Below are 12,796 nucleotides of genomic sequence, written 5' to 3'. Positions count from 1 at the left end.
TAGGACCGGTGGCGCCGACGGCACAAGCAGCGCCGGAACAGGGCTCCCGGCGGCCACCCCCGCTGGGTACGCTGCCGGTATGCCACGCTACGACTTCCGCTGCCGCTCCTGCGGCGCCACCTTCGAGCTCCGCCGCCCGATGGCCCAGGCCAACGACCCCGCCGTCTGCCCGCAGGGCCACGAGGACACCGTGAAGCTGCTGTCCACCGTCGCCGTCACGGGTGGCGCGGCCGCCGCCCAGCAGGCCCCCGCCGCCGGGGGCGGGGGCGGTTGCTGCGGGGGCGGCTGCTGCGGCTGACCGGGGCCGGTCCCGGTCAGACCCCGACCGGCAGGACGGACGCTCCGGCGAGGAACCGCCGGACGATCTCCTCCCCGGCCGTCACCCCCACCTCCGTCAGGGCGGTGACGCCGGGGGCCGTCCAGCCGCTGTCGGCGAGTTCGCCGTGTCCCGGGCGCCAGCCCGCGTCCGCCGCGAGCAGCAGGTCCGCGTCGAGCAGTGAGTCCCCGGCCGCCAGCACCGTGTCGGCGCCGGCGCGCCGGACGACCTCGGCCAGTGCGGCGCTCTTGGTGAGCGGCGCGGGCACCGCATACACCTTGCGGCCCTGCAGGGAGACCGTCCAGCCGCGTTCGGCGCACCAGCCGGTCAGTTCGTCGAGCCAGCCCTCCGGCAGCGCGGCGCGCTCGACCACCAGGTAGGCGAACAGCTCGTCGGCGACCCGCCGCTTGTGCGTCCACTCCGGGTCGGCGCAGAGGGCGAGCCGCCGGGTCACCTCGTCCAGCGGGGCCGAGCCGGCCGCGATCCGCGTGGTGATCTCGGCCCGCCAGTCGCGGTCCGGAACGCCGTCCACCAGCAGCTGCCCGCCGTTGGCGCAGATCGCGTACGCGGGGACCCAGTCCGGCGTCGGGCCAGGCAGGTTGACCCGCCCGTACTGCTCCGGTGTCCGGGTGGTGGCCGGGACGAAGCAGACCTCCCGGGCGAGGTCGGCGAGCAGCCCGGCGGCCCGCTCGGTCATGAAGGACAGCGGCCGCCCCTGGTACACCTCGACGCAGAGCAGCCGCGGCGCGAGCCGGTCGGGCTCGGCCAGGGCTATCGCCCGTTCGGAGTAGATCAGCGTCCGGTCGAGGTCGCTGGCCACCAGAACACCCATCAGGATTCCCTCCCCGTAGTCTCGGTCGCGACGCGCCCATCGGTGAAGGCACGTCGGTCGGTCGCGGCGCTCCCGTCGGTGCCGGGGTGCCCGTCGGTGCCGGCACGCACGTCGGTGCCGGGGTGCCCGTCGGTCACGGCACGCCCGTCGCCCCCGGTCGCCCCGCGGCTGTAGCGGGGGTGGATCAGGCCGACGCAGGTGTACGGCAGGCCGTCCACCTCCTCGACCTCGACTCCGCGCTGGGCGGCGAGCAGCCGGACGTGGTCGAGGTCCGCGCCGGCGCCGCGCCGGGCGAGGATCCGCCAGGGGACGCGCCGCAGCAGCACCCGCGTCGTCTCGCCGACGCCGGGCTTGACCAGGTTGACGTTGTCGATGCCGTACTCGGCGCTGATCCGCTCGACCGCGGCCCAGCCGGCCCAGTCGGGCGCCCGCTGCGGGTCGTCGGCGAGCCGGCCGGCGCCCTCGGCCACCGCGGCACGGACCTCGCCGAAGCGGGCGGCCACCGCGTCCAGGAAGGCCGCCGAGACGTCGCTCCCGGCCAGTTCGGCGTAGTGCTTGGCGCCGTGGAAGTCGTCCGGCCCGATCAGCCCGGCCCGCAGCACGGTGCGCGAGACCAGACCGGAGACGGTGGAGTTGAGGCAGGCGGACGGGATCAGGAAGTCGTCCCGGGTGCCGTACGTCCGCACGCAGCGGCCCGGGTCGGCCAGCACCGCGAGGTCCGGGTCGAAGTCGGTGCCGGCCAGCGCGCCGGCCAGTTCGCGGGTGATCGCGCCCTTGCCGGTCCAGCCGTCGACGAACACCACGTCCTGCGCGCGGTGGTGGGCCGCCAGGTACCGCAGCGCGACCGGGTCGATGCCGCGGCCGCGCACGATCGAGACCGCGTAGTGCGGGACGGACAGGCCGTGCGCGAAGGCCAGCCAGCGACGGACCAGGATGCCGACGGGCGTGCCGGCGCGGGCCAGCGAGGCGAGCACCAGCCCGGGGCCGCGCTCGCGCAGCAGCGTCTCGGCGACGGTGCCGACGGCGAGCGCGATCCGGCCGGCGGAGCCGCGCAGTGCCTGCTGGAACAGCTCCTGGTACTCGGGGCTGGGCTGGTACTCGACCGGCAGCGACTCGGCGTAGTGCGCGCCGCCGTTCTGGACGGCCTCCTCGCGCTCCTCGGTGGGGGCTTCGAGCGCGACCCCGGAGAGGTCCTTGAGCAGCCAGGCCACCTCCTCGGCCGGGTACGAGGAGAACGCCGGCCCGTACAGCGGCACGGGCAGCGACGGTGACGGCGACGGCGAAATGGACGGCGCAGCAGGCCCAGCCGGCGAAGCGGAACCCCCGGCCACCGGCCGGTGCGAGGGCAGCACGGCGAGCACCACCCGGTCGGTCACCTGCCGCAGCTGGCCGAGCAGCGCCCGCTCGCCCTCGTGCAGCGCCGGGGTGTCGGCCATGTCGTCCACCACCAGTACCACCGCGTCGAAGCGCCGCGCCGGGTCGCTGCCGGGGGCGACGTTGTACGCGTAGCGCTCGGGCGAGCCGCCGTCCTGCGGGTCGTCGTGGGCGGGGAAGGCGAGCCGGGTGCGGATGGCGTAGCCGGGGTCGTCCACCGCCAGGACGGGCGAGCGGGTGGTGGTGGAGAACCGGACGCGGTTGCCGCCGAGCCGTTCGTCGAGAGCGTCGGCCAGGCGCAGCGGCGCGTACATCAGCTCCTCGAAGCCGAGCACCAGCACCCGCCGTGCCCCTGCGGGCAGGGCCGCGGCCAGCTGTCCGGCGAGTCGGGGCAGTGCGGCGTCCAGCCGGGCGCGGTCGCGGGCGGTGAAGCCGTGCCGGCCGCCGTCCGGGAGTCCGGCGGGCCAGTCCAGCGCGATCCGGGCCAGCGGCGCCGCGGGGGCCGCCGGTGGCGCTTCCTCCGGTGCCGCCCCGGCGATCAGCCGCTCGGCCCGTGCCACGACGTCCTCGGGCAGCTCGACGGTCCCGCTCGCGGTGGCCACCAGGTCCAGCCGGACGCCGAGTTCGGCGGCGGCCTCGTCGAGCCGGCGCCGGTCGGCCGCGGAGCGCAGGTCCACCAGGGCGACCACCACGTAGTGGCCGCGGGGGTGGCGGGCGTGCAGGTCGCGGATGGTGTTGAGCACCGTGCGGCCGGTGGAGAACTCGTCGTCCACCAGCACCAGCGGCCCGTCCCCGGCGAGGAGTGCGGGGTCGGCGGGGAGCAGCAGGTGCGAGGTGGCGTGCGAGTGCTCCTCCTCGAAGCCGCCGACCGCGGCCAGGCCGGGCACCGGTCGGCGGGTGGAGTGCAGGTAGGGGGCGTCCAGGCCGTCGGCGACGCTGTGGCCGAGGCCGGTGGCCGTCTCCGCGTAGCCGAGCACGACGGCGCGCGCGGTGGCCGCGGCGCCGAGCAGTTCGCGGACCCGGCGGCCGAGTTCGAGCCCGGTGCCGTGGACCACCGAGGGCCGCTGCGGCACGTGCTTGCCGAGCACGTTGGAGACCAGCAGGTGGGCGCGCTTGGGGTTCCCCGAGCGCAGCGCCAGGCCGACGAGTTCGGGGAGGCGCTCGGATCCGGTCAGCGCGATCCCGGCCCGGTCGGCGACCCAACGGCCGGTCCACGTCTGCGGTGTTGCTGTCACTGCTGGTCCTGCCTTCGATGGTGCGTTGGTGCGTTCGTGCGTTCGTGCGCTGGTGCGTTGCTTCGTCGGTTCGTCGGTTCGTCGGTTCGTCGGTGCGTCGGTGCCCCGCCACTCACGGATCCGTCATATCCCCGCCGGGGGAACCGGAGGGAACGGCTCGGGTTCGGTCGCGGAAACAGTCGGCCGCACAGTCAGCCGCACAGGCAGGCCGACAGCAGTTCCGCGAAGCTCACGTCCTCCCGGGCCACCCCGAACACCTCCGCCCGCAGCAGCACCCGCTCCGCCCAGGCCCGGTGCGGCCGGGCCTCGTTCATCTTGTTGGTGTACGCCGAGCGCAGTACCCCGCCGCCGTCCTGCTCCTGCCGGAGGATGTCTCGGGCGTCGCAGTACTCCTCGTGCGTGACCACGGAGAGGGCGTGCACGGCCGGCACATGGCTGGGGTGGATGCAGGTCTTGCCGAGCAGGCCGTTGGCCCGGTCGAGTTCGACCTCCCGGATCAGCCCGTCCAGGTCGTGTTCGATGATCCGTCGGCGGACCTCCTCCCCGGAGGCCCGCAGTGTCCCGGCGGCCCCGGCGGCCCCGGCGACCCCGGCCGCAGCCCCGGCCGCAGCCCCGGCCGCGGCGGAGACGGACGCCCCGGCGAACGGCGTCCGGCGCAGCTGCGGCTTGAACATCCGCTCGTGCACCGGGAAGTACTCCCAGACCGGTCCGGTGACGGTGTACCCGGTGCCGTCCGCCCGGCCGAGCACGTTGACCACGTCCCCGATCACCGACGCGACCAGCGCCACGTCGTACGCGGTGAGGTCGGGCGAGCGCCGCAGGCCGTACGCGGAGCAGAGGTCGGTGACGCCGAGCCGGACGGCGAGCACCCGCTCGCGGTGGCCGGCGAGCAGGTCGGCGATGCCGAAGAGCTGGTCCCGCCTGGTCTCCAGGTGGGCGAGTTCGGGCGACTCCAGGACGGGCATGGCGAACAGCCGCCGCCCGGTCGCGGCCTCGGCGGCGGCCAGCGCGGCCAGGTACTCGCCACCGTTCTCGGGGGTGAACTTCGGCAGCACGAAGCCGCTCAGCAGTTCGACGGCCGGTCCGAGGCGCCGGGCCAGGTCGAGGATCTGGGTGGCGGTGCGGACCCTGATGAAGAGCAGGGGATGACTCTGTGCACAGGAGGTGAAATCCTTGACCAGGTCATTCAGTTGCTCGACCAGGTTCCGCTCGCCCGCGTCCACCTCGTGGTCGGCGATCGCGTCCTCCAGGCAGAGCACCATCGACACCACGCCCCGACCAGCGAGTTTGCGGATGTCGGCGGCCAGGGCGGGCCGGGTGGCCGGGCTGTAGAGGGTACCGCCGAGGGCGGTGGCGAGCACCGTCGGCTCGCTCCGCACGTCGAACGGGCGCGGCTGTTCCAGGAAGAGCCGGCCGCGTACGTCCTCGGCGAGGTGGCCGAAATGGCGCAAGGTGCTCTCCTCCAGGAAGTGGACCGGCCCCCGGCCGGTTGCCGACGACACCCTGGTCAACCGGCCGACCGGGCGCCTTGGTTCCCGGGGCGCCTCCGCCGGGCGCCCCTGCGTCGAAACCCCGGGGACCTTTCGACCGCCCATCGTACGGACGGGATCCGGCCGGTCCCGGTTCCCCGGCACTGAACTCCCGGAACATCCCGGTCCACTTGGACGATCATGGGCGGAACCACGGCGAACCCCGGAAACGACGGCGGCAAACCTCGGAAAGCGCAAGTCTTGGCAAAGTCCGACCCGGCACGGACCGGTCCGGTCACGTTGTCCGAAGGGGTGGCGAACAGGCAGGATGGTCGGCTATGACGCACGTGATGGCCAAGGGCGCCAACATCGCACTGCCGGCGGCGGCGGTCCGCGCCGTGCTGCGCTGGAGCGCCACGCCCGGTGCGCCGGACGTGGACGCGTCGGCGCTGCTGCTCGGCGCCTCCGGCAAGGTCCGCTCGGACGCCGACTTCGTCTTCTACAACCAGCCCCGCCACCCCTCCGGCCTGGTCCGCCACCTGCCCAAGCAGCAGACCTCCGGCGGCACCGAGATCATCGACACGGTCGAGGTCGAGCTGGGCAAGCTGCCCGCCGAGGTGGACCGGGTGGTGCTGGCCGGCTCCTCCGAGGGCGGACCGTTCCGCGCGGTGCCGGGGCTGCGCCTGCTGCTCTTCGACGCCACGGCCGGCGAGGGCGTGCCCGCGCTCGCCGAGTTCGGGATCGACGACGCCGAGAACGTCACCGCCCTGGTCGCCGGCGAGCTGTACCGCCGGTCCGGGTCCTGGAAGTTCCGGGCGATCGGCCAGGGCTACACCTCCGGGCTGATCGGTCTCGCCACCGACTTCGGCATCATGGTGGACGACGAGGCGGAGGCCGACCAGGTGCCCGCCCAGGTGCCCGTGTCCACCACCCCGTCCGGCACTCTCGACCCGCGCAGCACCGCGATGCCGGACCCGCGCTCGACCACCCCCGAGCCGGGCACCTTCACGCTGGCCCCGGCCGTCCCGCAGTCGCCGCCGGCCCAGCCGCCCGCCCCGGCCCAGCCGCCCGTCCAGCCACCGGCCACCGCCCCGGCACCGGCCACCGCCGCCGCGAGCGCCTCGCCCGCACCGGCGACCCCGCCTCCGCCCGCGGCCCCGCCGACGATGCCCCCGCCGCCCACCGCACCCCCGGGCCACCAGCCCGGCACCGGCTACGGCTACCCCCAGCAGACCGGCCCGGCGTACGGCCACCCCCAGCAGCAGCCCGCCGGCGGCTACGGCTACCCGCAGCCGGGCACCGGCCAGCAGCCCTACCAGCAGCAGCCGGGCGGTTACGGCTATCCCCAGCCGAACCAGCCCGTCCCGCCGCAGCAGCAGCGCCCCGCCGGCTACGGCTACCCGCAGCCCGGCACCGGCCAACAGCCGCCCGTCCCGCCGCAGCCGCCGACGGCCCAGCCCCCGGCCGCGACCGGCGAGGAGTTCGCGCTGCCCCCGCAGGGCCCGCAGTTCCAGCCCCGCTGACGCCCCCGGCGGGGCCGCCCGACAGCCGCCCCGCCGATGGCCCGGCCCCGGCCCCGCACGACCCCGGCCCCGACCCCGGCCCCGCCGTGGAACCGCCGAGCCGCGGCACCGGCCCGGCACCACCACCGAACCGCCGACCGCCGACCGCCGACCGCCGTCAGTCGCTCTTGTACCCGCGCTGCCACTGCAGCCCGAAGCCGTACAGCCGGTCGATGTCCGCCTGGAACCCGTTGACGTACCGCACCTCACGCCGCACCGTCAGCTGGTTGTCCCCCGAGTTCTCGATCAGCACCACCGCGCAGGAGCGCGCCGCCCGGGCCCGCTCCTCCAGCTTGATCTCGATCCGCGGCCCGGTCTGCGGCACGATCGTGACCACCGCGTGCGACTGCTCGAAGGCCGGCGTGCCGTCGTAGATGTAGACGAAGATCAGCAGCCGCTTGAACTTGTCCTTCTTCTCCAGGTTGACGTACATCGTCTCGCCGGACGGCGCCCCGTACTGGTCGTCGCCGCTGAGCTTGATGTACGGCGCGTTCTGGAGGTCTCCGAAGAGCCCGCCGAGCGGCTGCACGACGCCGGTGCTCCCGTCGGAGAGCTCGTACATGCAGGCCAGGTCGAGGTCGACGTTCGTCGGCTCGGTGCCCTGCGGCGAGTCCGGGTCCTGCGGCCGCAGGATCCGCGGGCTGAAGAACCGCTTCACGGACTCCCGGGTGCTCGGCCGCGCGGCGCCTCCGGCGCTCATCGTCCAGTGCAGGTTGACGTAGAGGTAGCCGGTGGTGGCGGCCGACCCGGTGATCGCGTGCTGCGGGGCCGACTTGGTGAGTATGACCTTGTGCTGACCGCCGGGGTTGTCGAAGGTGTAGCTCTTGTCCCCGCGCAGGTACTCCCAGATCGAGACCATGCAGTCCTCTCCCCCTGCTCCCGCCAGGCGTTCTGACGGTCCGCCGACCAATGATCGGGCATCGGCCCGGCCGTCGGATACCCAGTCCGCGCCCTCCTCTACCCAACCTGGCCCGACCGGCGGGTCGATTGGCGGGAGGAAGCCGCCCTCCCGTAACATGCCGCCCCTTCGGACGCGATATCGTCTAGCCGCACAGGTGTCCCGTCCGCCCCTGCGCGGGCGCGGCGGGCCCGTCGTGCGGCGACGAACGAACCGTCAGGCAGCTCCCGCTCGGCGGGCCCTGACCGCCTGTGTCGCGCTGTGATCCTGTCCCCTGCGGAAACCCGAGGCCCGACCCGCAATGAACCTGACCTCCATACAGCTGGTCTGGACCGTCGTCGGCGGCGCAGCCCTGCTGTTCGTCGCCGTCCTGATGGCGACGCTGCGATTCAAGAGCTCGAAGAAGGACGAGTCCGGCGACTCCTGGGAGCGCAGCGAAGAGCGCCGTCGGCGCAAGGAGATGATCTACGGCATCTCCTCGTACACGCTGCTGTTCTGCTGCGCCGGTGTCGCGGCCGCGCTCTCCTTCCACGGCCTGGTCGGCTTCGGCAAGGAAAACCTGGGTCTGTCCGGCGGCTGGGAGTACCTCGTCCCGTTCGGTCTGGACGGTGCCGCGATGTTCTGCTCGGTGCTCGCCGTCCGCGAGGCCAGCCACGGTGACGCCGCGCTCGGTTCGCGCCTGCTGGTCTGGGTGTTCGCGATCGCCTCGGCCTGGTTCAACTGGGTGCACGCCCCGCGCGGCGTGTCGCACGACGGCGCCCCGCAGTTCTTCTCCGGCATGTCGATCTCGGCGGCGATCCTGTTCGACCGGGCGCTGAAGCAGACCCGCAAGGCCGCGCTGCGCGAGCAGGGCCTGGTGCCGCGCCCGCTGCCGCAGATCCGCATCGTCCGCTGGCTGCGCGCCCCGCGCGAGACCTACGCGGCCTGGTCGCTGATGCTGCTGGAGAACGTCCGCAGCCTGGACGAGGCGGTCGACGAGGTGCGCGAGGAGCGCCAGGCGAAGCTGGACGCCAAGGCCCGCGCCCGTACGGCCGACCGCCGCGAGCGGGCCGAGCTGAAGGCCATCTCCCGGCAGGGCGGCATGCTCGCCCGGACCCGCGGCGGCCGCCAGGTTCCCGCCCTCACGGCTGCCGGAGACGGCCCGAGCGCTACGGAGCCTGCCCTAGCCGCGGGATCCGACGCCACCACCTCGACCTCGGCCTCGCTCCTGTCCGGCGACTCGCCGGAGCCGGCCGCCCTGGACGCCGGCCGCCGCCCCCGCGCCGCCGTCGGCTCCTCGTACTCGTCCTCCTCCCACTCGTCCTCGTACTCGTCCTCCTCCTACTCCTCGTCCTCGTACTCGTCGTCCTCCTCCGGCGCCGGGTCGTCCCGCAGCGGCTCGGCCATCGACCTGACGGCCGACGACGACACCCTGTCGATGCCGAAGCTGGACTCGCTGGAGCGCAAGCTGCGCGCGATCGAGCAGCAGCTCGGCTGACCCCGGCACCCCGCGGGTACGACCGCGGACCACGAGGAACGGCCGCCCCCGGGAAATCCCGGAGGCGGCCGTTTCGCTTGCCCTGCGGACTACTTTCCGGTGCCGACCAGCTCCGGTTCCTCGTCCGCGCCCTCGCGCCGGTTGCGCAGGATCGACGAGCCGAGCGCCAGCCCGATGAACGCGACGCCGATCAGCCCGGTGACGATCTCCGGGATGTGGTACTTGATCCCGATCAGCAGGATCGCCGCCAGCGCGCCGATGGCGTAGTGCGCGCCGTGCTCCAGGTAGACGTAGTCGTCCAGGGTGCCCTTGCGGACCAGGAAGACGGTCAGCGAGCGGATGTACATCGCGCCGATGCCGAGGCCCAGGGTGATCTGGAAGATGTCGCTGGAGATGGCGAACGCGCCGACCACGCCGTCGAAGGAGAACGAGGCGTCCAGGACCTCCAGGTAGAGGAAGAGGAAGAACGCGGCCTTGCCGCCGACCTGGATGATCGACTTGCCGGCCTTCTCCGCCTCCTCCTCGCGCTCCTCCTCGGCCTCCAGCCCCGACTCGAAGATCGAGGAGAGGCCGTTGACGGCGAGGTAGGTGACCAGGCCGAGGACACCGGCGAGCAGAACGGTTTCGGCGTGCTCCCCGGCGAAGAAGTTGGAGGCGAGCAGCAGGGCGACCAGGGCGACGACGGTGGAGAAGGCCTCCAGCTTGCCGACCTTCTCCAGCGGGCGCTCGATCCAGGCCAGCCAGTTGTAGTCCTTCTCCTCGAAGATGAAGTCGAGGAAGATCATCAGCAGGAAGACGCCGCCGAAGGCCGCGATGGCCGGGTTGGCCGCTTCCAGGTACTGGCCGTAGGTGAGGCCCTCGTAGGTCTTGTCGGAGTGCAGCGCGAGGTCGATGACCGTCGCGGGGCTGAGCTTCGCGGTGAGGCCGACGACCAGCAGCGGGAAGACCAGGCGCATGCCGAAGACCGCGATGAGGACACCGACGGTCAGGAAGATCTTCTGCCAGTACGGGTTCATCCGCTTCAACACCGTGGCGTTGACCACGGCGTTGTCGAACGACAGGGAGATCTCCAGGATGGAGAGGATCAGCACGATGCCGAAGCCTTGGGCTCCCCAGAGCAGTCCGGCCGCGATCAGGCCGATGGCGGTGATCGCGAACGACCAGCCGAATGTGCGGAGGAACACGGGAGTTGGCTACCTTTCGGGTTCTGGCCGTGCCGGGGGCGGCCTCGTCCCCGAGACGTCCTGACCGGGCCCGGCCCGGTCAGGTCACCCCCGCACTGCCCTCTGTTCTCATGATCGGGTCGGGTGCGACAAGTCCGATTTCCGCCTTTACTGTACGTTCACGCCGAAGTCGAGCGCGATGCCACGCAGGCCGGAGGCGTACCCCTGGCCCACTGCGCGGAACTTCCACTCGCCCGCGTAGCGGTACAGCTCACCGAAGATCATCGCGGTCTCGCTGGACGCGTCCTCGGACAGGTCGTAGCGGGCGATCTCCTGGCCGTCGACCGAGTTGACCACCCGGATGTAGGCGTTGCGGACCTGACCGAAGTTCTGGAGCCGCGCCTCGGCCTCGTAGATCGAGACCGCGAAGATCACCTTGTCGGCCTGTGCCGGGACGAGGTCCAGGCTGACCAGGACCACCTCGTCGTCACCCGTTTCGTCGCCGCCGGTGAGGTTGTCGCCCTGGTGCTCCACCGAGCCCTCGGGGCTCTTGAGGTTGTTGTAGAAGACGAAGTACTCGTCACCGAGCACTCGCCCGCCACCGCAGATCAGGGCGCTCGCGTCGAGGTCGAACGGGGCGCCCGTGGTCGAACGGGCGGACCAGCCGAGGCCGATCTGGACCTGCGTCAGGTTCGGCGCGGCCTTGGTGAGCGAGACGTTGCCACCCTTGGCGAGCGTGACCACCATGACGTTCTTCCTCCCTTGCTTCTCCCGGGGCGCCATCCAGGTGTATCCCCCGCGGCCCCGGCCGACCGGTTCTGGTCGGCTGAACTTCCTGAACTCACATCCTCGCAGTGCGAGGAACCGCCGCGGCACCGGGCCGGACGAAGCCGGGGCGGCCCCGGACCTCGGAGGTCCGGGGCCGCCCCGGGAGAACGGCGCGCAGCCCGCGCCGCAGGGCGCCGGCGCGGGCTCAGACGTTGACGCCGAAGTCCTGCGCGATGCCGCGCAGACCGGAGGCGTAGCCCTGGCCGATGGCGCGGAACTTCCACTCCACGCCGTTGCGGTACAGCTCGCCGAAGACCATCGCGGTCTCGGTGGAGGCGTCCTCGGAGAGGTCGTAGCGGGCCAGCTCCGTGTTGTCGGCCTGGTTCACCACACGGATGAACGCGTTGCGCACCTGGCCGAAGTTCTGGCCGCGGGTCTCGGCGTCGTAGATCGACACCGGGAAGACGATCTTCTCGACGTCCACCGGCACGCCGGCCAGGTTGACCTTGATCGCCTCGTCGTCGCCCTCGCCCTCGCCGGTCAGGTTGTCACCGGTGTGCTCGACCGAGCCGTCCGGGCTCTTCAGGTTGTTGAAGAACACGAAGTTGCCGTCCGAGGTGACCTTGCCCTGGGCGTTGCACAGCAGGGCGCTGGCGTCCAGGTCGAAGTCCGCGCCGGTGGTGGTCCGGACGTCCCAGCCCAGGCCGACGACCACGGCGGTGAGGCCGGGTGCCTCCTTGGTGAGCGAGACGTTGCCGCCCTTGCTGAGGCTGACTCCCACTAGTCCTCCAAGAATCGGGAGGCACGTCCAGTGGTGCCCCCGGTGGTGCGGTCCGGGGCGGCGGGAGGCCCATCGGCTCCCGCTTCCCACCCCGCCAACGGCCCGAGCGTAGTACGGGGTTCCCGTCCGCACCCCTGATCAGGCCGGACACGGCCCCGGGGCACTCGGCCGGCGGGTGCCCCGGGGCGCCCGCGACCCGGCCGAGGCGCGTGCGGGGCCCGGGCGGGGCACGTGCGGGGCCCGGGCGGGGATCTCAGAGCGCCGCGAGGACCTTCAGGTACTCCTGCTCGTCCCGGGCGTCCGGGAGGCCGTTGACGACGCTCCAGCGCACCGTGCCCGTGGTGTCGATCACGAAGGTGCCGCGCAGCGGGCAGCCCCGCTCCTCGTCGAGGACGCCGTAGGCCCGGGTGACCTCGCCGTGCGGCCAGAAGTCGGCCAGCAGCGGGAACTCCAGGCCCTCCCGGTCGGCGAAGACCCGCTGGGAGAACTGCGAGTCGCAGGAGAGGCCGAGCACCTGCACGGTGTCGTTCTGCAGGCCCGCCAGCTCCCGCTGGATCGCGCCCAGCTCGCCCGTGCACACACCGGTGAAGGCGAACGGGTAGAAGACCAGGACGACGTTCCGCCGGCCGCGGAAGTCGGAGAGCCGGACGGCCTCGCCGTGCTGGTTGTTGAGCTCGAAGTCCGGAGCCGGGGTGCCGACCTCGATGGCCATGAGCGGGACCTTTCTGACGCGACCGCGCCGCGCGGCGGGCGCGGCGGGCCACATCCTCGCATTCGTTTACGGCCGTTGCGCCGAACGGATGAGGCGGGTGGCCGCGGCCCACCGCGTTCGCCGTCCGCGAACGCCCCGGGGGGCCGGCACGGGGCCCGGAACCGGCCTCCGCGACGGCGCACATGCGGCGGGCCCCGCCGGCGGGATTC

General features: G+C 73.0%; 11 protein-coding genes. 3 read left to right on the top strand and 8 right to left on the bottom strand.

Annotated features, from left to right (window positions below; translation table 11 throughout):
• Positions 1-79 precede the first annotated feature (79 nt).
• The gene (locus ACWGJO_RS26085) at positions 80-298 is read left to right on the top strand and encodes an FmdB family zinc ribbon protein (protein WP_359914456.1); all 219 of its coding nucleotides are present in this window, start codon (positions 80-82) and stop codon (positions 296-298) included.
• A 16-nt stretch (positions 299-314) separates the two neighbouring features.
• On the opposite strand, the gene ACWGJO_RS26080 is transcribed toward ACWGJO_RS26085, so the two are convergent.
• The 3 genes from ACWGJO_RS26080 to ACWGJO_RS26070 form a co-directional block, all read right to left on the bottom strand.
• Complete coding sequence (locus tag ACWGJO_RS26080; RefSeq protein ID WP_452187331.1) at positions 315-1,148, bottom strand: HAD family hydrolase; 834 nt, start codon at positions 1,146-1,148, stop codon at positions 315-317.
• Positions 1,148-3,757, bottom strand: a complete 2,610-nt coding sequence (locus tag ACWGJO_RS26075; protein WP_452187330.1) for a phosphoribosyltransferase — start codon at positions 3,755-3,757, stop codon at positions 1,148-1,150. Before ACWGJO_RS26075 ends, ACWGJO_RS26080 begins: the two co-directional genes overlap by 1 nt.
• A gap of 191 nt (positions 3,758-3,948) precedes the next feature.
• Positions 3,949-5,208 (bottom strand): HpcH/HpaI aldolase/citrate lyase family protein, encoded by a 1,260-nt coding sequence (locus ACWGJO_RS26070; RefSeq protein WP_452187328.1) that lies wholly within the window; start codon positions 5,206-5,208, stop codon positions 3,949-3,951.
• Between the two features lie 356 nt (positions 5,209-5,564).
• On the opposite strand from ACWGJO_RS26070, the gene ACWGJO_RS26065 reads away from it, so the two are divergent.
• Positions 5,565-6,749, top strand: a complete 1,185-nt coding sequence (locus tag ACWGJO_RS26065) for a TerD family protein (RefSeq protein ID WP_452187326.1) — start codon at positions 5,565-5,567, stop codon at positions 6,747-6,749.
• Positions 6,750-6,906: 157 nt separating this feature from the next.
• Here ACWGJO_RS26065 and ACWGJO_RS26060 read toward each other — a convergent pair whose 3' ends face one another.
• Positions 6,907-7,647 (bottom strand): Tellurium resistance, encoded by a 741-nt coding sequence (locus ACWGJO_RS26060; protein WP_387689633.1) that lies wholly within the window; start codon positions 7,645-7,647, stop codon positions 6,907-6,909.
• A gap of 340 nt (positions 7,648-7,987) precedes the next feature.
• Between ACWGJO_RS26060 and ACWGJO_RS26055 the strand changes: the two genes are divergently transcribed.
• On the top strand, positions 7,988-9,163 hold the full coding sequence (locus ACWGJO_RS26055; RefSeq protein ID WP_452187324.1) for a DUF2637 domain-containing protein: 1,176 nt from the start codon (positions 7,988-7,990) through the stop codon (positions 9,161-9,163).
• 89 nt (positions 9,164-9,252) lie between these two features.
• On the opposite strand, the gene ACWGJO_RS26050 is transcribed toward ACWGJO_RS26055, so the two are convergent.
• From ACWGJO_RS26050 to ACWGJO_RS26035, 4 genes are all read right to left on the bottom strand, one after another.
• On the bottom strand, positions 9,253-10,347 hold the full coding sequence (locus ACWGJO_RS26050) for a DUF475 domain-containing protein (RefSeq protein ID WP_452187322.1): 1,095 nt from the start codon (positions 10,345-10,347) through the stop codon (positions 9,253-9,255).
• 147 nt (positions 10,348-10,494) lie between these two features.
• On the bottom strand, positions 10,495-11,073 hold the full coding sequence (locus ACWGJO_RS26045) for a TerD family protein (RefSeq protein WP_359914478.1): 579 nt from the start codon (positions 11,071-11,073) through the stop codon (positions 10,495-10,497).
• 226 nt (positions 11,074-11,299) lie between these two features.
• The gene (locus tag ACWGJO_RS26040) at positions 11,300-11,875 is read right to left on the bottom strand and encodes a TerD family protein (protein ID WP_359915653.1); all 576 of its coding nucleotides are present in this window, start codon (positions 11,873-11,875) and stop codon (positions 11,300-11,302) included.
• A gap of 253 nt (positions 11,876-12,128) precedes the next feature.
• Positions 12,129-12,587 (bottom strand): peroxiredoxin, encoded by a 459-nt coding sequence (locus ACWGJO_RS26035; RefSeq protein WP_359915651.1) that lies wholly within the window; start codon positions 12,585-12,587, stop codon positions 12,129-12,131.
• Between the last annotated feature and the right edge of the window lie 209 nt (positions 12,588-12,796).

This window comes from Kitasatospora sp. NPDC054795, assembly GCF_053611565.1.
This window is presented reverse-complemented; position numbering and strand designations above follow the sequence as displayed.